The 20,708-nt window shown below is 44.8% G+C and carries 26 protein-coding genes and 1 pseudogene; 18 read left to right on the top strand and 9 right to left on the bottom strand.

Annotated elements, in window-relative coordinates:
- Positions 1 to 2 precede the first annotated feature (2 nt).
- The gene (locus tag BV455_RS00705) at positions 3 to 599 is read right to left on the bottom strand and encodes a DUF502 domain-containing protein (RefSeq protein WP_017437401.1); all 597 of its coding nucleotides are present in this window, start codon (positions 597 to 599) and stop codon (positions 3 to 5) included.
- A gap of 181 nt (positions 600 to 780) precedes the next feature.
- Between BV455_RS00705 and BV455_RS00700 the strand changes: the two genes are divergently transcribed.
- From BV455_RS00700 to BV455_RS00680, 5 genes are all read left to right on the top strand, one after another.
- Positions 781 to 2,220: an NAD(P)/FAD-dependent oxidoreductase gene (locus BV455_RS00700; protein ID WP_017437402.1), complete on the top strand. Its 1,440-nt coding sequence runs from the start codon at positions 781 to 783 to the stop codon at positions 2,218 to 2,220.
- A 145-nt stretch (positions 2,221 to 2,365) separates the two neighbouring features.
- Positions 2,366 to 3,364, top strand: coding sequence for a biotin synthase BioB (gene bioB / locus BV455_RS00695; RefSeq protein ID WP_017437403.1), 999 nt, complete (start codon positions 2,366 to 2,368; stop codon positions 3,362 to 3,364).
- Positions 3,365 to 3,470: 106 nt separating this feature from the next.
- Positions 3,471 to 4,370 carry an NAD(P)/FAD-dependent oxidoreductase gene (locus tag BV455_RS00690; protein WP_017437404.1) on the top strand — a complete coding sequence of 300 codons (900 nt, stop codon included), beginning with the start codon at positions 3,471 to 3,473 and terminating at the stop codon, positions 4,368 to 4,370.
- 199 nt (positions 4,371 to 4,569) lie between these two features.
- Entirely contained in the window at positions 4,570 to 4,788 is a 219-nt protein-coding gene (locus BV455_RS00685; RefSeq protein ID WP_017437405.1) for a YozE family protein, read from the top strand.
- Positions 4,789 to 4,917: 129 nt separating this feature from the next.
- The gene (locus tag BV455_RS00680) at positions 4,918 to 5,562 is read left to right on the top strand and encodes a hypothetical protein (protein ID WP_017437406.1); all 645 of its coding nucleotides are present in this window, start codon (positions 4,918 to 4,920) and stop codon (positions 5,560 to 5,562) included.
- Here the strand turns inward: BV455_RS00680 and BV455_RS20600 are convergent.
- Entirely contained in the window at positions 5,544 to 5,666 is a 123-nt protein-coding gene (locus BV455_RS20600) for a hypothetical protein (protein ID WP_017437407.1), read from the bottom strand. The genes BV455_RS00680 and BV455_RS20600 overlap by 19 nt on opposite strands.
- Before the next feature lie 134 nt (positions 5,667 to 5,800).
- On the opposite strand from BV455_RS20600, the gene BV455_RS00675 reads away from it, so the two are divergent.
- Positions 5,801 to 5,983 carry a YozD family protein gene (locus BV455_RS00675; protein WP_017437408.1) on the top strand — a complete coding sequence of 61 codons (183 nt, stop codon included), beginning with the start codon at positions 5,801 to 5,803 and terminating at the stop codon, positions 5,981 to 5,983.
- Between the two features lie 16 nt (positions 5,984 to 5,999).
- Here the strand turns inward: BV455_RS00675 and BV455_RS00670 are convergent, their stop codons facing one another.
- Positions 6,000 to 7,115 (bottom strand): DUF2515 domain-containing protein, encoded by a 1,116-nt coding sequence (locus BV455_RS00670; RefSeq protein WP_026078657.1) that lies wholly within the window; start codon positions 7,113 to 7,115, stop codon positions 6,000 to 6,002.
- Between the two features lie 286 nt (positions 7,116 to 7,401).
- Between BV455_RS00670 and BV455_RS00665 the strand changes: the two genes are divergently transcribed.
- Together BV455_RS00665 and BV455_RS00660 are read left to right on the top strand one after the other, a co-directional pair.
- Complete coding sequence (locus tag BV455_RS00665; RefSeq protein WP_017437410.1) at positions 7,402 to 7,719, top strand: YodL domain-containing protein; 318 nt, start codon at positions 7,402 to 7,404, stop codon at positions 7,717 to 7,719.
- A 115-nt stretch (positions 7,720 to 7,834) separates the two neighbouring features.
- The gene (locus BV455_RS00660; protein ID WP_017437411.1) at positions 7,835 to 7,993 is read left to right on the top strand and encodes a hypothetical protein; all 159 of its coding nucleotides are present in this window, start codon (positions 7,835 to 7,837) and stop codon (positions 7,991 to 7,993) included.
- A gap of 57 nt (positions 7,994 to 8,050) precedes the next feature.
- Here BV455_RS00660 and BV455_RS00655 read toward each other — a convergent pair whose 3' ends face one another.
- Positions 8,051 to 8,209 carry a hypothetical protein gene (locus BV455_RS00655; RefSeq protein ID WP_017437412.1) on the bottom strand — a complete coding sequence of 53 codons (159 nt, stop codon included), beginning with the start codon at positions 8,207 to 8,209 and terminating at the stop codon, positions 8,051 to 8,053.
- 317 nt (positions 8,210 to 8,526) lie between these two features.
- On the opposite strand from BV455_RS00655, the gene BV455_RS00650 reads away from it, so the two are divergent.
- The 3 genes from BV455_RS00650 (at position 8,527) to BV455_RS00640 (ending at position 10,976) form a co-directional block, all read left to right on the top strand.
- The gene (locus BV455_RS00650) at positions 8,527 to 8,934 is read left to right on the top strand and encodes a hypothetical protein (RefSeq protein ID WP_017437413.1); all 408 of its coding nucleotides are present in this window, start codon (positions 8,527 to 8,529) and stop codon (positions 8,932 to 8,934) included.
- 319 nt (positions 8,935 to 9,253) lie between these two features.
- Positions 9,254 to 9,964 carry a purine-nucleoside phosphorylase gene (gene deoD, locus BV455_RS00645; RefSeq protein WP_017437415.1) on the top strand — a complete coding sequence of 237 codons (711 nt, stop codon included), beginning with the start codon at positions 9,254 to 9,256 and terminating at the stop codon, positions 9,962 to 9,964.
- Positions 9,965 to 10,094: 130 nt separating this feature from the next.
- Positions 10,095 to 10,976: a D-Ala-D-Ala carboxypeptidase VanY gene (locus BV455_RS00640; protein ID WP_042409522.1), complete on the top strand. Its 882-nt coding sequence runs from the start codon at positions 10,095 to 10,097 to the stop codon at positions 10,974 to 10,976.
- Between the two features lie 54 nt (positions 10,977 to 11,030).
- Here the strand turns inward: BV455_RS00640 and BV455_RS00635 are convergent, their stop codons facing one another.
- Both BV455_RS00635 and BV455_RS00630 read right to left on the bottom strand, forming a co-directional pair.
- Positions 11,031 to 11,285 (bottom strand): hypothetical protein, encoded by a 255-nt coding sequence (locus BV455_RS00635; protein WP_042409520.1) that lies wholly within the window; start codon positions 11,283 to 11,285, stop codon positions 11,031 to 11,033.
- Between the two features lie 71 nt (positions 11,286 to 11,356).
- On the bottom strand, positions 11,357 to 12,055 hold the full coding sequence (locus BV455_RS00630) for a class I SAM-dependent methyltransferase (protein ID WP_081161039.1): 699 nt from the start codon (positions 12,053 to 12,055) through the stop codon (positions 11,357 to 11,359).
- Positions 12,056 to 12,257: 202 nt separating this feature from the next.
- Here BV455_RS00630 and BV455_RS00625 point away from each other — a divergent pair, with 202 nt between their 5' ends.
- The 7 genes and pseudogenes from BV455_RS00625 to BV455_RS00595 all read left to right on the top strand — a co-directional run bounded on the left by BV455_RS00625 (position 12,258) and on the right by BV455_RS00595 (position 16,012).
- Positions 12,258 to 13,139 (top strand): cation diffusion facilitator family transporter, encoded by an 882-nt coding sequence (locus BV455_RS00625; RefSeq protein WP_026078658.1) that lies wholly within the window; start codon positions 12,258 to 12,260, stop codon positions 13,137 to 13,139.
- 89 nt (positions 13,140 to 13,228) lie between these two features.
- Entirely contained in the window at positions 13,229 to 14,185 is a 957-nt protein-coding gene (locus BV455_RS00620; protein WP_218687614.1) for a magnesium transporter CorA family protein, read from the top strand.
- A gap of 111 nt (positions 14,186 to 14,296) precedes the next feature.
- Positions 14,297 to 14,389, top strand: a complete 93-nt coding sequence (locus BV455_RS00615; protein ID WP_017437421.1) for a YjcZ family sporulation protein — start codon at positions 14,297 to 14,299, stop codon at positions 14,387 to 14,389.
- Positions 14,390 to 14,406: 17 nt separating this feature from the next.
- Positions 14,407 to 14,544 (top strand): YjcZ family sporulation protein, encoded by a 138-nt coding sequence (locus tag BV455_RS00610; RefSeq protein WP_017437422.1) that lies wholly within the window; start codon positions 14,407 to 14,409, stop codon positions 14,542 to 14,544.
- A 105-nt stretch (positions 14,545 to 14,649) separates the two neighbouring features.
- Positions 14,650 to 15,584, top strand: a pseudogene (rarD, locus tag BV455_RS00605) (EamA family transporter RarD).
- Positions 15,585 to 15,720: 136 nt separating this feature from the next.
- Complete coding sequence (locus tag BV455_RS00600) at positions 15,721 to 15,819, top strand: YjcZ family sporulation protein (RefSeq protein WP_017437424.1); 99 nt, start codon at positions 15,721 to 15,723, stop codon at positions 15,817 to 15,819.
- A 34-nt stretch (positions 15,820 to 15,853) separates the two neighbouring features.
- Complete coding sequence (locus tag BV455_RS00595; protein WP_033314086.1) at positions 15,854 to 16,012, top strand: YjcZ family sporulation protein; 159 nt, start codon at positions 15,854 to 15,856, stop codon at positions 16,010 to 16,012.
- A 224-nt stretch (positions 16,013 to 16,236) separates the two neighbouring features.
- Here BV455_RS00595 and BV455_RS00590 read toward each other — a convergent pair whose 3' ends face one another.
- The 3 genes from BV455_RS00590 to BV455_RS00580 form a co-directional block, all read right to left on the bottom strand.
- The gene (locus BV455_RS00590; RefSeq protein ID WP_017437426.1) at positions 16,237 to 17,598 is read right to left on the bottom strand and encodes an MATE family efflux transporter; all 1,362 of its coding nucleotides are present in this window, start codon (positions 17,596 to 17,598) and stop codon (positions 16,237 to 16,239) included.
- A gap of 188 nt (positions 17,599 to 17,786) precedes the next feature.
- On the bottom strand, positions 17,787 to 19,052 hold the full coding sequence (locus BV455_RS00585; RefSeq protein WP_017437427.1) for a two-component system sensor histidine kinase NtrB: 1,266 nt from the start codon (positions 19,050 to 19,052) through the stop codon (positions 17,787 to 17,789).
- Positions 19,053 to 19,309: 257 nt separating this feature from the next.
- A complete protein-coding gene (locus tag BV455_RS00580) occupies positions 19,310 to 20,500 on the bottom strand; it encodes an alanyl-tRNA editing protein (protein ID WP_017437428.1) in 1,191 nt (396 codons plus the stop codon).
- Positions 20,501 to 20,708 lie beyond the last annotated feature (208 nt).

Raw genomic sequence — 20,708 nt, 5'->3', positions numbered from 1 at the left:
TCCTATGTTTCGGGCAGCCCTTTCTTTTTGGACGATGCCATTCCGCCGGAAAGCACAAATTTCATCGCTTCCTCCGGCTTCATGTCGATGACTTCCACTTGTTCTTTTGGGACTAGAAAAGTGATGCCTGCCACTTGGAACGTCTGCGGAACGTAGACGGCAACGTGGTCTTGGAGCGGATTGAGCCAGTTTTCGACTTCCTCGGATGTAATAAAGCCGATGCATTTCAGTTCCGTGTTTGGCAAGGTGACAAGCACAACTTTAGAAAAAGACCGTTTTTCGCCAACAAACGAGGAAACGGTATCTTTAATGACGGAATAAACCGTTTTAATGAACGGAAGGCTTTCTAGCAACCGGTCAAGAAGACGAATAATTCGGCCGCTAATATATTGCGTCGACAGCCAGCCGCAGACGGTGATAAGAACGATCGTACATAAAATGCCGATCCCTGGTATGTAATCATCCTGCAAGTACGGACGCACATAATTGCCAAGCAGCCCGTCTAAAAAGGTGAACACTTTATAGCATACGTACACCGCTAAAATAATCGGAACAATCGTAATGACACCGTTGATAAAGTTTTTTACGAAAAACCGCATTGGTTTCCCCCTCTCTATTTTGCTACTTTATCAACTTATCAATTTTTGCCCGCAAAAACAAGATAAAAAAATAACGAACATTATTTGTGTATAATCAGCAAAAAGTTCGTATTTTATCTTGACGAGAAGAAAAATAGCTGATATATTTACAAATGGAATACGGGAAGTGGGGGATGGACAAGTGAAAAGCCATTACGATGTCATTGTCGTCGGCGCAGGTCCGGCAGGCATTTTTACTTGTTACGAATTAACGTTGAAACTTCCAGGGGCGAATGTCCTGTTAATTGATAAAGGACACGATATATATAAGCGCAATTGTCCGATTCTTCAGAAAAAGATTGAAAAGTGCCCGCCGCCGGCCGGCAAAAAAGATTACGCCGGATGCGTGCCGGCATGCTCGATTACGAACGGCTTCGGCGGGGCCGGCGCCTATTCGGACGGCAAATTTAATATCACCAGCGAATTTGGCGGCTGGATGACCGATTATTTGCCGGCGTCCAAAGTGTTGGAACTCATTCGCTATGTCGACGAGATTAATTTAAAACACGGCGCGACGACGTCGATTACCGACCCGATGACAGAAAAAGTGAAAGAAATTGAGCGCCGCGCCTATGCTGCCGGTTTGAAGCTGCTTCGCGCCTATGTCCGCCATTTAGGAACGGAGCAAAACTTGGAAATTTTAAAAAGCATTTTTGAATATTTGCATGAGCGGATTGAGATGCGTTTTAAGACCGAAGTGGAGGATATTGTAACGGAAAAAACGAACGATGGGCATCGAGTGACAGGAGTGGTCCTGAAAAACGGCGAAACGCTGACGGCGGAGAAAGTCGTCATCGCACCGGGGCGCGACGGGTCGGTGTGGCTGAGCAAAATATTGCGAAAACGCCGCTTGCGCATGATCAACAACCAAGTCGACATCGGCGTGCGTGTCGAAACATCCAACATTGTCATGGAAGAGATTAATGAACATTTGTACGAAGGAAAATTTATTTTCAACACGTCGGTCGGGACGCAAGTGCGTACGTTTTGCAGCAATCCTTCCGGGCACGTTGTCGTTGAAAACCATTCCGGCATTATGCTTGCAAACGGCCATGCTTATAAAGATCCGAAACTTGGCAGCAACAACACCAATTTTGCGCTTCTTGTATCGCACAAGTTTTCCGACCCATTTGATAAGCCGAACGAATACGCCCATGAAATTTCGCGGCTCGCTAACGCTTTATCGAACGGCGGCATCATTGTGCAAAAATACGGCGACATTTTAAAAGGAAGACGTTCTACGGAAAAACGGATCAAAGAAGGATTTATCGAACCGACATTGAAAGAAGCCGTGCCTGGCGATTTAGGCCTTGTGCTTCCATATAATACGATGAAAAGCTTAATCGAAATGACAGAGGCGCTGAACCACGTCACACCGGGGCTGGCTTCGGAACATACGCTCTTTTACGGCGTCGAAGCGAAGTTTTATTCGGCGCGCCCGAAATTAAACGACCGGTTTGAGACGGAAATATCCGGCTTATATGTCGGCGGCGACGGCGCCGGCATTACGCGCGGACTCGCCCAAGCGAGCGCCTGCGGCGTATGGATCGCCCGCGATATCGTCGAAAAATTAACCAAATAAATGGCAAAGGATATGCGTTAATATTTTATGCCGACCATCTTGATGAAGTATGGAATTAATAGTTAACCTTAATAAAATTATAGTTGACAATTTAACTCTCCTTTCGCTACGATAAATGTAACGATGTGGAAAGGGGAGAGGAAAAATGGTAAATTGGCTGGAATTGGCCGATTGCGTATTGGAAGGCCACGAACTGACCGATGAAGAAGCGCTGGCGATTTTGGACTGTCCGGATGAAGAACTGCTGCTGTTGTTGCAGGGAGCGTATCGCATTCGCCGCAAATATTACGGCAACAAAGTGAAACTGAACATGATCATTAACGCCAAATCGGGGCTGTGCCCGGAAAACTGCGGCTATTGCGCCCAGTCCGCCGTTTCGACGGCGCCGGTGAAGACCTATAAAATGGTCGATAAAGAGACGCTCCTGCGTGGCGCGGAAGAAGCATACCGCCTGCGCATTGGCACGTACTGCATTGTCGCGAGCGGCCGCGGTCCGAGCGAAAAAGAAATCGATACGGTTGTTTCTGCGGTCAAAGAAATTAAGGAGCGGTTTGGGCTCAAAGTTTGCGCCTGCCTGGGCATCTTAAAGCCGGAACAAGCGGCGCGTCTCAAAGAGGCGGGAGTCGACCGCTATAACCATAACATTAATACATCGAAAGAACATCATCCGAACATTACGACTTCTCATACATACGATGATCGTGTGCAGACGGTGGAAACAGTGAAAGAAGCGGGCATTTCTCCATGTTCGGGCGTCATTATCGGCATGAAAGAAACAAAACAAGATGTGGTGAATATGGCGCGGAGCTTGCGTCTTCTTGATGCCGATTCGATCCCGGTCAACTTTTTGCATGCGGTTGATGGGACGCCTCTTGAAGGAACGAATGAATTGGATCCGCGTTACTGCCTGAAAGTGTTGGCCTTGTTCCGCTACATGAACCCGGCGAAAGAAATCCGCATCGCCGGCGGGCGCGAAGTCAATTTGCGTTCGCTGCAGCCGCTCGGCTTATATGCGGCCAATTCGATTTTTGTCGGCGATTATTTGACAACGGCCGGTCAAGAGAAATCTGCTGATTACCAAATGCTTGAAGATCTCGGCTTTGAAATTGATTTTTCTGCAGAAGAGCAAACGATTTGCTCCTAAGTTTACCGATGCTGCCTCCTGTTTGGAGACAGCGTTTTTTTTATGCATGAATAGGAATAAGCAGCAGACAATAAAAGATAAAAACGATAATCGGGAGTGAAACAACATGTATGAATGCATTATTATCGGGGGCGGAATTGCCGGATTGCAGGCGGCGATCCAGCTTGGCCGCTACCATCACCGCGTTTTGGTGATTGATGCCAATAACGGTCGTTCCACCCTTTGCCGCGCGTACCATAACGTGCTCGGCTGGCCGGACGGGGTAAGCGGGGAAAAGCTGAGAGCGATTGGAAGAAAACAAGCGGAACAATTCGGGGTGCATTTTGCCGACGATGAGGTGATTGCCGCCGAGAAAAAAGGCAACGTATTTGTTCTGTTTGGCAAAAGCGGGAATACGTATGAAAGTGAGCGCCTGCTGTTTGCAACAGGGGTAAAAGACCGGATTCCGCCCATTCCAAATCTAATTCCATGTTTAGGGACAAGCATTTACGTATGCCCGGACTGCGACGGATATGAAGTCACCAATAAAAAAGTGATCGTGCTTGGCGCGGGCACTGCCGGGGCCAATATGGCCATAACGCTGTTATATTGGACAAACGACATTATTTATATTAATCACGACGGCGAAGAACTATCAGCAACGTGGCAGAAACAGCTACAAGCGAAAGGCATTCGTTACTTTCGCGAGCCGATTGCGTCCGTGCTCATTAAGGAAGGACCGGAGTTTTCCGGCGTCCGCCTGCAAAATGGCAACGAAATTTTCGCGGAACGCGGCTTTATTGCCTTTGGCCATAACAAAGTTAATACGGATTTAGCGAAACAGCTTGGCGTAGAGCGATTAGAAAATAAACACATTCCGACTAATCCGCGCACGAAACAAACCAATGTCCCCAATATTTGGGCGGCAGGCGACATCGGCGTTCATTCCGAGCAAGTAACGATCGCCATGGGAGAAGGCGCACAGGCGGCAATATGGATTCATAAAAGTATTGTAGAACAGCGGTGATGGTAAAAAGGCGATGAAAATGCCTTCTTTTTTGATAATTTTTTTCATGAAACTGCTTTCTAGTGCGTACTATTTCAATACAAAGAAGAGCCAGAAGCGGAAAGGAGTGGTATTCTAATTTTTTCTAGACAAAATGCTTCACAAAATGAAAAAAAATCATTAAAATGGCAACAAAGAAAACGGAAGAGGATGGTGAAAGATGGCAAAATCATTTTATCGCTATTTATTGAAATTCCGTGACGGCAAAAGTGAAGACCCGTTTGTGCGATTTGCCAACGGAGCATATTATGATCATAGTTTTCCGAAATCATCGGCAGATTATAATGAAATTAGCCAGTATTTGGAGCTAAACGGTGATTATTTAGACAGCATGATCGTATTTGATGAGCTTTGGGAACAATTTTTACAGGAGGCATAATTGGGCATTGCTTCCGCTCCCCCCTTTTTTTGAAAGCGCTATCAATATGTTTTTCCACGGTCGCGGAGGTGTCCACTCATTGGTATATGCATATAATATACTATCACAGCTTTAGGTGGGGGGATATGAATGAGTGGCCCAAAGCGCCCAAAATTTTCGGTCGGAGATATTGTTGTAAACACGCTGTATGGAACAGTTGGCACGATCACGGATATTCAACAAAGCGATGATACATTTTTATATGAAATTAACCATAGCCGCAGCTTATTTATGGAACATATGCTGGTATTGCTATCTGACTTTACCGGCGATTTATGGATTACCGAAGAAATAGAAGTGGAGCTGCCGTTTTTCCTGGGAGAAATTGTCCGCGTTCGCGACTACGGAGACCATTTATTTAAAGTGGTTGGAGTGCGCACAGAAATTTACCGCTATCATGGGGAGGGATGGGAAGAAACGATTTATGAATTAAAACGGTTAATTGACGGCTGGGAAATTGAGGTCCATATGGATGATATGATCCCGCTAGCAGATGATGAAGAAACATCTATTATTCTCATACAAAATATTGTCCAATCCGCACCAATGAAAGCATATGCTCTCCTTTCTCCTGCGGAAGGGGAGGCGAAGTTGCCATCGATTGATGAGCTGCTTGATATGTATAACGATTACAAATTCCTATACGAATGGTTTCGCGATGAACGGTATAAACAGATGATGGAAACAGTTGTAGAACGTTTACAAATGATGGCTAATTACCATAATAGAAATTGAAATAAAATAAACAGAAAGTAAGGAATTCCGGCAACCATCACGATGACTGCCAAACTGTTTACAACTGTTTCCATTATTTTATCTGCTACTGACTGCTTGTCCATATTCCATTCCCCCGTGATCGTTTTTGTTACTACATATATGGCCAAATCGGGAGAAATAGTACATCAATGAGGAAATTCTTTTGACATAAAACGGTATAATGATACATACAACATTACAAAGGGGGCGAGATGTCGTGAAGGAAATCGAAGTGGTCATTGATACGGAGGAAATTGCTGAATTTTTTTTTCATGAATTGATCCGCCGCGGTTTTGTGCCGACAAAGACGGAATTGGAGGAGCTGGCCGATATTACGTTTGATTATTTGCTGGAAAAATGCATTATTGACGAGGAGCTGGACATAGAAGACGACGAGTAATGCCACTCGTCGTTTTTTATTGGACAGTGATCGCTGCTGTTCGCAGCATCTTCACGTTATGCATATAATCAGCGGTTATATCTTTATGTTTGACGGCAGGAATGGTTTCCATCATTTGAATAATTGCTTCTTTATCGGTAAACCAGTCGTGGTGGTCGGAAAACGGATGGCAAATATCCGGCCAAACCTCTTCTAAACGCGGGCTGTAAATGCGGGACGAATCCGTTGCTTGTGCGGAAAACCATTGCGGCCAAAAGTCGGCCCGCGAGCCGGTATGGGCCATTTCGCGGGCAAATTGATATGCCCGCTGTGTGAGCCGTTTTTCGAAAAACAATATACTGTAAAGCGTTTTACCGATGTGAATGCGGTGATGGACATCGGCAAAATCGCGAACAGTTGTGCCGGCAAGACGAATGCGGCGTCCCGCTTTATACGGAATAAGCACATCGTTAAAACCAAGCCATTGCTCGACAATAAACGGCATAGTTGAAAGCACGTGCGTCTGGAAAAATGGATTTTCGATGACTCGCTTTTGAATATAATGCTGTTCATTAATAATTAATGCTACGGTGATGACCGGTGCATCTTTTGTTTCCCAAAAATATTCCCAAAACGGCTTCATAAACGATGATACAGCAAAACAAGGAAGCAAATGGAATAGCGGTTTTTTCTTTTGCTTGCTTTGTTCATACAGCAAAAGCTGCGGATAGGCATCATGAAAAATAAGCGCATTTGCTCTTTCATAAAATAAAAAGAGTGGGTTGATCAGATTTTCGGGAAGAAGGCGGGGAATGACGTTTCCACGCAAATCGGTCATATTCCATCCGCCATTTCGCGAAACGATATGTGCCAAAAATGCCCAATGCACTTCAGGATGAGCCTGAAAAAAATCAAAATAGGCCGCCGTCCGCGTAATATTATTGCGATTATATTTTGCTGTTTTTTGGCGAATGGCACTGACGATTTGCTGCTCTTCATCGGTTAGACTTATCGAAGGAGTCGGATTTTCCCAGCAGCGGGCAAGGTCGAGTAAAAGATGTGAAGAGACGATCGGGATATGATGGCGGTATAAGAAAGAACGATAGATGTATTGAATTGGATGGATCATTTGCAGGAACGTGCGAATTTGGATAATACGGTCCCCCTCCTTTGCTAGTACATCTTGTATTTTCATTTTTTCCGTTTGATAGTCGTTTATTCGGGAGATGGCCAATTCCATGCCTCTAGCAAATCGCAGGGGCAACTGCTATTTAACTGGACATATCGGCTTTTTGATGTAACAGTAAAATAATGGATAATGAACATTCATGATGCTATTCGACAAAACAACAGCAATTTTGCTAAAGGAATCGACATGGCTAATCACAAATATTATGGAATAAATACTAACATTTGCCAGACAAAAGGAGAGAGGGACTATGGTACGTTTATTGATGAAAAAAATGCTTCATGTCCATCACACTTATGATGTCACCATATTTCAGACGCCGCATTTTGGCCAGACAAAAGGATATCGGCAAGTATATAGGATGACGGTGAAAGCATCGAGCCATCGTGAAGCATTATCCTACCTTTATCGCATGTTTAACGTAGCAGATTTAATGCCAAAAGATTATCACGCCCGTTTTATGAGTACGGGAGATATTGTACTCATTGATGAAGGAATAAAGGGACAAGTGTATTACAGACTATGTCCGGAAGGGTGGAAAAAAATCAATCGCCTTCATCTTCATTAATAAAAAATTCGAAAGATTCTGTGTAAAGAGGGATAGATATGGTATAATGAAGAAAAAAGTCGAATAGTTTGTGCGGATTTTGGAAACGGATAATAAACGAAAGGGGGGCGATCATTTGGAACGCAACAAGAAGGAGCACGACTTACCAACCATAGCGCCAGGAATTGATGATGACGAGGAACTGAACGAAAAAGCGACGAAAGAAGAAATTGCCCGTGGGGAGTATACAAAAGTGGTGACACTGTCTTTTGATGAAGTGGATCCATCAACATGAAAACCCTTGTTATTACACAAGGGTTTCCATTTATGATTTTAGCATGATGAAGCCTTATTATGATTCTGGGTTGTCATGATGCCCTGGCCCGTTTTTCCGTCCCCCTGCGGCAGAGTATTCTTTCGCATGTGCCGCATCCTCTGCGATTAATGCTTCCTTCGGAATATGGTTGTTCTTTTTTTGGCCGTTAATACGATTGCGATGTTTTTTGCCCATAAACAGATCCCTCCTTGTTTACAAAAGTATATAGCTACGAAAGCCCGCAACTTGAGTGATCGGGATGAAGTAGAAATACGGTTTTGAATGGAGCCAACAGGCCGCTAAACACCAGCGAGTTTTTGTTCATGCTCCTTTTCACGGAGCAAGCATGAGTGCCTGCGCGCAGGTGTAGAAAAAACTCTTTCGTACGTCAGAACCTGCCGGCTTTAGTCATGCAGAGGTTTAGTACTCTCACTGTTAGTTTGTACAGCAAAAAGCGGTTCATTGATGGGAAATCCTTGCAGTAAAGCGTGAGGGGGAAGGGGGAAACGAAGATGGCCGCACTTTTTATTTCCATGCTGTTTTGTGCAAGTTCGATTGCTGTTTTGCTATTGGTAAAGGAACAAATAGAAAGAATGTTTTTTCGCTGGAAAGACGTTCCTTTCCTGCATGTGATCAATGTCCTTGTTGCCGGGTTTATTGTCGCCGTTTCTTATTATAAATTAAGCGATATAGAACTTCATTTGTCTACGATGGCATCTGCCAAGCAGTTTTTGTACGTGTTTATCGGAGCTTTGGAACTTGTCCTTCCCATCTATCTGCTCGGCTGCTGGCTTTTTCGAAAACGGAAGAGGCGGGAAAAAAAGTATACGCGCAGCAAAGATAAAAAAGTATTGTATATTAACGAGAAATATTTAGCGCGCCGCCGCGACAGTCATGATTATCATTCAAAAACGTCCTAAAAAAGGGAGAAAAGCTCTCCCTTTTTAAAACTTTGTTTTTTCTTTTTTCGACGTGGACGGCTGATTGTTGGAGCGGGAAGACGGATTTGTTTTGTTTGCGTATTCGACGGCTTGTTCGAGCTTCTTTTTCATTCGTATGTCCCTCCTTGTTCACATGAAGGTGATCGCTGGTGAAACCAAAATGGGGAAGGAGCATACACAGTATGCCCATCACAATTATTTTTTACGTATAATACTTACTGCCATTTTCAACAAATATGTGGTATGATAAGAAAGGTATAAAACGCGGCGCTGAAAAGACGAATAGGAGGTATATACATTGAGCATACATATTGAGGCAAAACATGGGGAAATTGCCGATAAAATTTTGCTTCCAGGCGACCCGCTTCGCGCGCAATATATCGCGGAAACATTTTTAGAGGGAGCGACATGCTACAACCGTGTGCGCGGCATGCTTGGGTTTACCGGTACATATAAAGGACACCGGATTTCTGTACAAGGGACGGGAATGGGAGTTCCTTCTATTTCCATTTATGTCAATGAGCTGATTCAAAGCTATGATGTACAAACATTGATCCGCGTCGGAACGTGCGGGGCGATTCAAAAAGATGTGAACGTTCGTGATGTCATTTTAGCAATGAGTGCATCTACGGATTCGAATATGAACCGCTTAATTTTCCGTGGACGCGATTATGCGCCGACAGCGAATTTTGCGCTGCTGCGTACGGCGTATGAAGTCGGTGTCGAAAAAGGGCTTGCCTTAAAGGTGGGCAATGTGTTTACCGCCGATATGTTTTATAATGACGAGCCGAATTGGGAGACGTGGGCGCGCTACGGCGTGTTGGCGGTCGAAATGGAAACAGCGGCACTATACACGTTAGCGGCAAAATTCGGCCGTAAAGCGCTCTCGGTATTAACGGTCAGTGACCACATTTTGACAGGGGAAGAAACGACAGCAAAAGAACGACAAACGACATTTAATGAAATGATTGAAGTGGCGCTAGAAACAGCGATTCGCGCCGAAGCGTGAATCGCCTAAAGGTGTCGTCCTTTGCTTATGTGCCGCATCCGCTTTGTCGTTGCGGCAATTTCCTTGCGAAAGGGAAGGACGGCTTTTGCCGCATTAATTATTAGTTAATTATGGAAGAAAAGGTGAAATAATGAAACAGCTATGTCAAGCAATAATCGTTTTGTCACTTGTTTTTTTCAGCGGGTGCAGCCAGCTGAATGGTGCGTCCAGCGAACAGGAAAAAAAATTGCCGAATGCAGGAGAAAATGATGCAGCCCATCCGCAAAGCAAGGATAATAGCAAAAAGGAAACAGCGGAAAACATAGAGGCACCGCAGACGGGCGGAAAAAAAGGCGCGCCGAAGACAGGGGAAACAACCGAACCGGAACTGTGGCTGGAAGCGAAATATTGGAATATTGTTGAAGTGCATAATGGCATGAAAGTCATTATGAATCCAGACAATATACTGGTGCTTGTCAATAAGGAACAGTCGCTTCCCTCTACGTATAAGCCGAATGATTTAGTCGTGCCGCGCGTGCCGTTTTCTTTTGCAGAAAAGAATGTGGATAAACGATATATGCGGGCGGAAGCGGCAGCCGCATTGGAAGCGTTATTTGCCGCGGCCCGTAAAGAGGGAATCGATCTGGTAGCCGCATCCGGATATCGTTCTTATGTGCGGCAACAAGCCATCTTTACGGAAGAAGTCAAAGAAAAAGGAAGAGAAAAAGCCGTTCAAGCTGTTGCGCTGCCGGGACAAAGCGAGCATCAGACCGGATTGGCAATGGATATTACAAGTCCGTCGGTCGACTATGCGTTGACAACAGCGTTTGGAGAAACGAAGGAAGGAAAATGGGTGGCTGAACATGCCCATGAATATGGTTTTATTATCCGCTATCCAAAAGGAAAAGAAGCGGTCACCGGATACCAGTATGAACCTTGGCACCTTCGTTATGTCGGCAAAAAAGCAGCGAAAGTCATATTTGAAAGAAACATAACGTTGGAAGAATATTTCAAAATAGTCAAGAAAATATAAAAGTGGATTGCTTCTTTAGAAGTAATCCACTTTTTTACATATAAGAAAAATTTATCACCAGAACAAACCGATTAAGGCAATGGCAACGATGGCAGCGAGGGCGATTCCAAAGCCCCACCCCCATCCCCATCCCCAGCCTGCGAAGGCGTAGCCAAATCCGCCAAGGTTGCGTGGGCCGACCGGTGCAATATAAACATGAGTTGGGGTGACACGGGTGATCCGTCCTACATGGACGTTTCCAAATTTATCATGGATCCGTACCACTTGACCGCGGTAGCGGCAACAAACATGGTACCAATGCGGCGACATTTATCTCCCTCCTTTGTAAATGCTACAATTGCATTGTACGTGAAGGAAGATGGACACGTCTGTACCAATGACTATTTCTGGCAAGAAAATACACAATAACCTAGTCGATCGCCATATTGTTTTGTCATTTGCTGGTGGGTTTCTATCATTTTTAATATTGGCAAGGACATATTGGCCGTAATGAGAAATGGGGTTTGCGCGGCAGAGGGATGACTAGCCGACGAGTACGTTATGTCAATATGCTGGAAACTTTTTTTCTGCAATTCGTTTTCCCACTCTTGGCTGGTAAGCAAATGGCGAAAACCGTAAAAGGCGGCGATTTTTTGCTTTTCTTTATCGGTTAATTGCAAATGGCACGCTTCAATGGCGGCGAGGACCCCGTTTTGCTTTAGCACCCGATAAATTTCTGCTAATGCCCGAGGAATAGAAACAAATGCCAAAACGGATTCGCATAATACGATATCAAATTGCCCGTCGGCAAACGGGAGAGCTTCAACGGAAGCGCGGCGAAGGTGGACGGGATGTGTTAGGCTGGAAAAACGGTCTTTCGCTTTTGCCAGCATAATAGGGTGAATGTCAATCGCCGTTACGTCTGCGCCGTATTGTTCAGCAATATAGGCGGCAGTTTGTCCAGTTCCGCAGCCAACATCGAGAAGAGCAGTATGGCAGTCAATTTTTAGTTTACGTAATATATTTTTTGTTAAATCAAATCCGCCGGGGTGGGCGCCGTCGACTCCCATCTCTGCCAACATATCGAGATAAGTTGTCAATCTATATTCTCCTTTCCCACTATTTGTTTGGTTGATTGGTTTATCATACGCAGTTGTGTAGCAATTTGCTTTTATTCAAAAAAGTTATCCAAACGGGAAAAAATTTGCCTGTCTCTATACTCCTTCCGTTAGTCAACTTTTTTGCTGTAGACTCACACGCTTTTTTGCTGGTACACTGATAAATGCAGAAAGGACGACTAGGTTGGTGAAGTGTGTGGAAAGAAAAGGGAAGGCAGAAGCAGGGGCTTTCATTAGCATCGTTGCTTACGTCGCTTTAGCCGCTAGCAAGCTGTTTGTCGGTTATATCGCCCATTCCGATGGGGTAAAAGCGGATGGTTGGAATAATTTGAGCGACGTTATTGCTTCGGTTGCCGTTTATATCGGCATGAAAATTGCAAAAAAACCGCGCGATCACAATCACCCATACGGTCATTCACGAGCGGAAAATATTTCTTCTTTAATTGCAGCGTTTATGATGATGTCCATCGGCATCGATGTCATGGTGGAAGGGGTATCGGCGCTGCTCCGGCCGGAAAAGAGGGGAAATGCGCCGGAATTGCTTGCTGCGTTCGTCGCCGTTGCCTCTGCTTTTGTAATGTTATTTGTCTATTCTTTTAATATGCGGCTGGCGAAGCGAACCAACAGCCAGGCGCTTACCGCCGTTGCAAAAGACAACTTGTCCGATGCGCTTGTCAGCATCGGAACGGTCATCGGCATCGCTGGTGTACAAATCAAGCTTCTATGGCTGGATCCGCTTGTTGCGGTGATCATCGGCGGAATTATTTGCAAAACGGCCTGGGAAGTATTTATGGAAACATCCCATACGTTAACCGATGGGTTTGATGAACAAACGTTAACGGCATACAAGCATGAAATTGCCGCTATTGATGGAGTAAAGGATGTTGCGGATATAAAAGCGAGGATGTTAGGGAATGACATTGTTCTTGAAGTAACGATCCATGTTGATCCGTATTTGACTGTTGTCAAAAGCCATGAAATCGCCGACGAGGTGGAGCGATTAATGAAAAAACGCTATAACATTGAGGCGACACATGTCCATATTGAACCGGAGAAGACCCCTTAACCGCCTTCTTTCCAAGCGGTTAAGGTTTTTTTTATATGAAAATGCAAACACTATAATATGCAAACTTTATGAAAGAAAGGAATTTGACGATGGCATACCATCCTACACAGACACTGGAAATAGAGGGGCAATATCGTCATCATGCCCCTATTGGAAACGGTGCGTGTTGGCTGCATTTTACGAAAGCTTCGAAAATGGATTTAGAGAGGCTGTTAGACGCGCTTTCCGTTCATCCGCTAGCAAAACAGCGGCTGTTGTTCGGAACGGATATTCCCATGGTAGACGAATATGGGCAGCATTTATTTCTGGCGCTTTTTGTCATTCGTCCTGAGCTGCAGACGGCAAAAATTCACTTGCTTGCGACAGAACGGTATGTCATTAGTTATATGGAAGAAGATGATCCGCTGGTAGAAAAAGTAAAGGAACGGCTGCTTCACCACCGTGAACATGCCATACATCCTGGATATGTAATATACCATTTTTTAGATATCACTGCTATCCGTTTTTTGCAAGTCATTGATGATATTGCCGACCGCATTCAGGCATTGGAAAAACAAGTATTTAAAACGCCGTTTGCCAATGAAATCGGGCGTAGTATTTACCGATGGAAAATTCGCATTCATGAGTTGCGTCAAGTGGCAGAAGCCCAAGAAGAGATGGTGAAAACGATTCAGCATACAACATTTCCATATATCAATGCCGAAACGAACCCTTATATGCAAGATGTCGCTGGCCGTTTTGCCCGCATTACGGCGGCATTGGATACGTTTAAAGAGTCGTTGTCTGGCATTTTTGATTTGCAGCTTTCGTTGAAATCCGATCATATGAACGTCATTATGAAAACATTAACGTTAGTGAGCGTGATTTTTATGCCGATGACGTTTATCGCCGGGGTGTACGGCATGAATTTTGAGGTAATGCCGGAACTAAAATGGAAATACGGCTATGGTTTTGCACTTTTATTGATGGCGGCAACGGCTGCTTTGATTGCGCTTTATTTTAAGAAAAAAGGCTGGTGGGGGGAGACCGGTACAAAAGAAAAATAAAGATGGACAGTGTTTCTGCCCATCTTTTTTTCGTGAAATTGGGCGATAGCCCGCCCGAGGGAGTGGGCGGATGCATATAATGGCGGTGAACAGACGAAGGGGGTGCCCGCCGTGAGCGGCATATTCGACAGCGGTTATACGATTATTGTCGTACTGTTTATTTTGTTAATTATTGTTGGTTGTGCATGTATCATTCATTATTGAGGAAAGGGGAGAGGACGATGTGGTATTATGACGGATGCGTGCCGCATTACTATGGCTACGGATACGGAGGACATCGCTATGGCTACGGTTTTTCCTTTGCATTAATCGTCGTGCTGTTTATTTTGCTGATCATCGTGTTAGCGGCAATTAGATAATTAGGAAAAACGCCTGCTCCTTTTACAGGCGTTTTTTCTTGGAAGGAAACAGAAAATGGGGTTATAATGAAACGGAAGCAATAAAAGTAAAAGGAGATAGAGCAAGTGAGCCAATCGCACGAAGAAAAAATTGGAATCATCTATACGGCGTTTTCGTATTTGTTATGGGGCATACTGCCGTTGTATTGGAAACTGTTGGAAGTCCGCCCGGCGCTGGAAATTTTAGCGCACCGCATCATCTGGTCGTTTCTGTTTATGATTGGACTGCTGTGGGCCACCCGGCAGCTGAAAGCGTGGCGCCATCAGCTGTCTGCCATTTGCAGGCAGCCAAAATTAGTGGGGGGAATCAGCGCGGCTGCCATTTTAATCAGCGCAAACTGGTTTATATACATATGGGCGGTCAATCATGGCCATATTGTCGAGACAAGTTTAGGATATTATATTAACCCGCTCGTGAGTGTTGTATTGGGGATGATCGTGTTAAAAGAGCGGCTTAACGTATGGCAATGGATTTCTTTTGCGCTCGCCTGCCTCGGAGTCTGTATCATGACCTTTCAATACGGTACATTCCCATGGGTTGCGCTGTCGCTTGCCTTTTCGTTCGGATTTTATGGACTGGTAAAAAAACTGGCAAGCTTCGATGCTGCCATTGGTTTGACGCTCGAGACGATGGCGGTGACACCAATTTCCTTTGTCTATCTTCTGCTTCTGTATAACGATGCCCCTTCTTTGCTGTCATCGGTGACCATTTGGCAGGGGTATTGCTGCTTGGGGCCGGTCCGGCAACCGCGATCCCGCTTTTATATTTTGCAAAAGGAGCAAGACGAATTTCCATGACCATGCTAGGGTTTTTGCAATATATTGCCCCGACGATCAGCTTGCTGCTTGGCGTGTTTTTGTTTCATGAGGCGTTTACGAAAACGCACATGTATGCGTTTAGCTGCATTTGGGGGGCGCTTATTATTTTTTCTTTCGCTAAAACAAAGCGAATGCAATGGTTGCATGACAAATGGATGAAACGGAATTCCCTTGAAGTGTAAAAACGGATTGGAAGAACCAGTCCGTTTTTTTTGTTTTCCCGGCGGCCCGGCAAATACCTATTTTTATGAAAACATCTAACCATTTACCCGTTAGTTGAATAGTCTACTAGTACAAAAGTGAAGGAGGTGCTTTCAAGTGGGTGCAGCTTACGGTGGCGGATTTGCGTTAGTTGTTGTCTTGTTCATCTTGTTGATTATTGTTGGATGTGCGTGTATTGGTGGCTGGGTGTACTAACAACCAGTGATTTTGTAAAAGGAGGTGAAGAATGATGCCATTTGGCTTATACGGCTTTGGTGGCGGCCCTTGGGGCGGCTACGGCTGGGGCGGCTATGGCTATGGTGGCTTCGGCTATGGCCGTGGTTCTAGTTTCGTGCTGATCGTCGTCTTGTTCATCTTGCTCATCATTGTCGGAGCAACATGGTGCTAATGACTAACTAGCCACATCACATGGACAAATGGGAAGAGGCTGGGGTACAGCATCTTCCCAATATTTTTTAGAAAGCAGGAAAGTGAAGTTGGAGAAACTTAGGCTTTTTCCGTTTCACGCATTTTTTCAGGAGCGCGAACCGGAAAAAGAAAAATCGATCGCGAAGTATTGAAATATATAAAAAACAGTATTAAATAATGGAAGGCTGACAGCTTGGATGCATGTCAGCCTTGTTCGTTTCTGCATCCGTAGCGGCGCTGGATAGAAAGAAGGCGGAAAAAGAGAAATATCGCGCCAGCAGCAAGCCCTGAAATCAGCCCAATCCAGTAGCCAAACGCTCCTAGAGTAGTAAAGTTGGCGAGCGTGTAACCGAGCGGAAGCCCAATGCCCCAGTAGGCGACGAAGGCGGCCCAAAATGTGGCATTCACATCTTTGTAGCCGCGAAGCGCTCCTTGGATGGGAGCGGCGACCGCATCGGAAAACTGGAAGAAAATCGCATACAATAAAAATTGTGCCGTCAGCGCTAAAACATCAGGCTCATTCGTATAAATACGGGCGATATCGGCGCGGAAAAAATAAAGCAAAAGCGATGTTACGACTGCTGTCGCTACCGCCATGCCGATGCCAAGATAGCTGTATTGCTTCGCATCTTGATAGCGATTCGCCCCGACCTCGAAGCCGACGGCAATGGTCAAAGCGGTTGAAATGCTGAGCGGGATCATATATAGCAGCGAAGCAAAATTCATAGCGCTTTGATAGGCGGCGATCGTCGTCGTGCTGAATTCGCTCATCAGCAACGTAACGGCGGCAAAAATGCTCGTTTCAAAAAAAATCGCAAAACCAATCGGCACGCCGATTTTCAAAAGCTCTTTCCACGCAGCGAAAGAGAGAGGATAAAAACGCGTAAACAGGCGGTAGCGGGCAAAACGCTGAAACTTTCGGACAATAATAACGGCGATAAAAAAGCAATACCAGTAGGTAATGGCGGTTGCATAGCCGGTACCGACGCCGCCGAGCTTTGGAAATCCGCATTGGCCGTAAATAAGCAAGTAGTTGAACAAAATATTGATTGGCAGCGCCGTTAAAGTGATAAACATCGTCATTTTCGTCTGCCCGAGCGCATCGATAAAGCAGCGCAAAACATAGTAAAGAAAGAGCGGGATGATGCCAACGGAAAGGGCCATTAAATAGTGGAAAGCGACGCGCTGCACCTTGTTGTCTAGATTCATATGGTTCAGAATCGGGTGCAAAAGGATGGCGCCTATGGCAATGATAAAAAGTGCGATCACACCCGCTAAATACATCGCTTGGATAACCGCATGGGGAATTTGTTCATGCCGCTTCGCTCCAAGATGCTGGGAAACGATGGGGGTTAGCGCCAGCAAAATGCCGCTCGTTCCGGTAAACACCGGAACCCATAAGCTGGATCCAATCGCGACTCCCGCCAAATCTTTGGAACTGGCATGACCTGACATAGTGACATCGGCAAAATTCATTGCATATTGGCCGACTTGGGTGATGAATACGGGAAGAAAAATATGTAGCAATTGAACGATTTTCTCTCTATACGTCATCGTTTGCTGCATCGCCAACAGCCTCTTTTCTATAAAAAAGATTGCACTATTAATATAGGATAATAGAAAAGAAAGGAAGAAACAAGAATGAAATCTCTTGCTTTGCAATATGATTTATTATTAAACATTGTTCTAAATACAAAGTATAAAAAAGAAACTACTTTTAAATAAAAGTACAAGCAAAAAAGCTGCCCCGTTTATTATACGGACAGCTTTTTATCGTCAATGGGAAGCTCAATAAAAAAACATGTGCCTTTGTCGCCGCTTTGCACTTTCATCGTTCCTTTGTGAAGTTCGATGATTTTTCGCGATAGCGAAAGCCCAAGGCCGGTGCCTGTTTCTTTTGTCGAGAAAAACGGATCAAAAATATGATCAATCACTGTCGGAGGTATGCCCGGCCCGTCATCGCAAAATTGAATTTGCACCATGTTGTTCGATCGTTTGCTAGAAATAGTGACATTCATCGTCTTTTTTACTTTAGCCTCGACCGAATTGCGGAATAAATTTAAAAACACTTGCAGCAGCTGATTTTTATCACCGTTTATTTCACACCGATCTAGCTGGTCATCTAAATCAAAATAAACATTTACATTATTTAACAAAGCTTCACTCTGCAACAGCATTCCGACGTCTTTGCGAATAAATTGGTTGAGTTTAATTTTTTCCATTTTTATATCCGCAGGCTTTGCGGTGCTTAAGAAGTCAGTAATAATGTTGTTGGCGCGATCCAGCTCGGGAATAAGCAGACGATCGATAAGCGAAATAATTCGATCTGGAAGATCGTTTTTCAAAAATTGCAAATAACCGCGAACAGTCGTCAGTGGATTGCGAATTTCGTGGGCAATCCCAGCGGCGATGCGGCCGGCGACGGCAAGCTTTTCGGTTTCCTTCATCATGTTTAACGATTGGAACATGCTAATGACCCGTTTGATCGAACCGTCGTCATTATAAATAATGCGCGTATTAATGATGCCGTAAAAGCGGTCTAATACTTCCTGATTATAGATCGGTTCCTTTTTTTCAATGGACTGCAGCGTCACAATCAGCTCATCGGGCAGCTGCAATAATTCGCGGATATGTTTTCCAATAATCGCGTCGCGGTCCACCCCGGTATCGTTGGCCGCTTGCAAGTTGCAAAGCGTAATGATGCCGTTGCCATCGACAAACACAATATGATGAGGAACAAGGTCAAGAATCGGCGTTAAAAATGTTTCGATTTTCTCAAACGGTATGTCTCGATAAAAATCGATGTCCCATTGTAATTCTGCCTCTTTTGCCGGAGATGCAGGAATCGGCTTCATGATTGGCGCTGCTTTTTCGCGGCTTTTTTCTAATTTTATTCCTGTTTTGTAATCGGTGAAAACAAATGGAAATGGAATTTTTTTAATAAAATTTTGATAACATTGTATTTGTTGTTCTAATTCTGCTATTCGCTGTTTCAGGTTTTCGTAAGATAAATCATCCATCATCCCAAACTCCTTAATTGAACATCCGTTAGTTATTGTACAAAAATACACTTATTTTGGCTATCATTGAAGGCACAATCTTTTCGTATTGGCGGTGATGACGGAGGCGATCGTTTCGCATGCTTTTGTTTTCATTCCAGTATCCGATAGCTGGAGAGCAAATCGGTGGAAACCGCTACTACCCCGTAACTTCTGCTTCCCGCCATGTTTTTATATTTTCTTCAATATGTCTATACTGGTCAAGATGAAAGTGAGCGTCAATCACAGGCGCTCACCTTTTTGATATCGTCTTGCAATAAACGGAGAAACTTCTGCATCTCTTCTTCGGAAGGAAAAACGGCTTGCGCCTGCCGCTCGTTTCCGCCACCTTTTCCGCTTGATAATGACAGCATTTCTTTGAGCCACTTTCCGATGTGCAGAGAAAGGGAAGGCGCTTTAACGATCACGATGCGCTGCTCTAATGCTGTAGCCAGCACCGCCGTTTTTTCATAGCGGTTGGCAATCATGTTGGCAATGGTTTGTATGTCCTTTAAGGTATATTGTTTATAAACGCGCATGACGACTTGTTCTTGCTTTGCCTGTTGAGCGGCGTTTTCCGCCTCTATGGCAAATAGGATCTCTTTATATTGTTCAAGCTGCTTTTGCAACTCTTTCTTTTCCGCTTCCCATTTGCCGAGAACGTCAAGCAGCATATCCCGATTCGTCCCCAGTTGCTGAGAAACAGCGGTCGCGATGCGATGGGACAGCTGATAATCGGTAAGCGCACGTTTGCCGCAAACAAACGAGAGGCGAGTCATTCCACGGTGGCGTTCCGCTTTCAACAGCTTAATCATGCCGATTTCCCCCGTCCGCGATACATGCGTGCCGCAGCAGGCGGAAACATCAATCCCTTTTATTTCGACAACGCGGATATTTCCTTCGATCTTAGGAAGCTTGCGAAACGGAAGCTGGCGTGCTTCTTCTTTTGTTACGTAATAGGTTTCGACAGGGATGTTGGCGTAAATCAATTCATTGGCGCGATTTTCGATGGCCGTAAGCGCCTCTTCCGATAAAGACGGGACATTTAAATCAATCGTTACGACTTCACTGCCCATATGGAATCCGACGGTATGCGCGTCAAACAGCTCGATGCACACGGCAGACAATAAATGCTGGCCGCTATGCTGCTGGGTATGGTCGAGACGGCGCGCCATATCAATCTGACAACGAACAGTTGATGCAGCAGGGAGGGAAGGAAGACGATGATATACTTCTTCATTTTTTTCGAACACTTCAAGCACAGGGATACCGGCGATCACTCCGTTGTCGCACGGCTGCCCGCCGCCTTCGGGATAGAAGGCCGTTTCTGACAATGTGATAATGTATGTATCTCCGTCTTTTTTTGCGCTTGTGATCGTTGTTGTCCATTCGCTAGTTGTTGGGGAAGTGTAATACCATTTTTCCGTCAATCTGTTTCATCCTTTCCCGTATTGTTTGTTTTTATATAAGCAAATTTTGGATAAATCTGACGGTTTTTGCAAGGTTGTGATATGAATCTTTTCCGTCCCTATTCGGTTTAGAGGGGAGGCTTGTGAGTAAATTTAGAAATTAGGTTATGAAAGAGTGAAAAACTACGCCAATCGAAATATTGTGATAAAATTTCAGTTGCGTGTAGTG

The organism is Parageobacillus caldoxylosilyticus (genome assembly GCF_019272935.1).
GTDB classification, from domain to species: domain Bacteria; phylum Bacillota; class Bacilli; order Bacillales; family Anoxybacillaceae; genus Saccharococcus; species Saccharococcus caldoxylosilyticus.
This window is presented reverse-complemented; position numbering and strand designations above follow the sequence as displayed.

Coding starts and splice junctions, on each gene's coding strand:
- BV455_RS00680 (WP_017437406.1), top strand. CDS start 4,918: ATGAGTGGCCCAAAGCGCCCAAAATTTTCGGTCGGAGATATTGTTGTA.
- BV455_RS00590 (WP_017437426.1), bottom strand. CDS start 17,598: ATGCAGCAAACGATGACGTATAGAGAGAAAATCGTTCAATTGCTACAT.
- BV455_RS00685 (WP_017437405.1), top strand. CDS start 4,570: ATGGCAAAATCATTTTATCGCTATTTATTGAAATTCCGTGACGGCAAA.
- BV455_RS00620 (WP_218687614.1), top strand. CDS start 13,229: ATGGCATACCATCCTACACAGACACTGGAAATAGAGGGGCAATATCGT.
- BV455_RS00650 (WP_017437413.1), top strand. CDS start 8,527: ATGGCCGCACTTTTTATTTCCATGCTGTTTTGTGCAAGTTCGATTGCT.
- BV455_RS00640 (WP_042409522.1), top strand. CDS start 10,095: ATGAAACAGCTATGTCAAGCAATAATCGTTTTGTCACTTGTTTTTTTC.
- BV455_RS00610 (WP_017437422.1), top strand. CDS start 14,407: ATGTGGTATTATGACGGATGCGTGCCGCATTACTATGGCTACGGATAC.
- BV455_RS00595 (WP_033314086.1), top strand. CDS start 15,854: ATGCCATTTGGCTTATACGGCTTTGGTGGCGGCCCTTGGGGCGGCTAC.
- BV455_RS00655 (WP_017437412.1), bottom strand. CDS start 8,209: ATGGGCAAAAAACATCGCAATCGTATTAACGGCCAAAAAAAGAACAAC.
- BV455_RS00705 (WP_017437401.1), bottom strand. CDS start 599: ATGCGGTTTTTCGTAAAAAACTTTATCAACGGTGTCATTACGATTGTT.
- BV455_RS00585 (WP_017437427.1), bottom strand. CDS start 19,052: ATGGATGATTTATCTTACGAAAACCTGAAACAGCGAATAGCAGAATTA.
- BV455_RS00665 (WP_017437410.1), top strand. CDS start 7,402: ATGGTACGTTTATTGATGAAAAAAATGCTTCATGTCCATCACACTTAT.
- BV455_RS00635 (WP_042409520.1), bottom strand. CDS start 11,285: ATGTCGCCGCATTGGTACCATGTTTGTTGCCGCTACCGCGGTCAAGTG.
- BV455_RS20600 (WP_017437407.1), bottom strand. CDS start 5,666: ATGGACAAGCAGTCAGTAGCAGATAAAATAATGGAAACAGTTGTAAAC.
- bioB (WP_017437403.1), top strand. CDS start 2,366: ATGGTAAATTGGCTGGAATTGGCCGATTGCGTATTGGAAGGCCACGAA.
- BV455_RS00690 (WP_017437404.1), top strand. CDS start 3,471: ATGTATGAATGCATTATTATCGGGGGCGGAATTGCCGGATTGCAGGCG.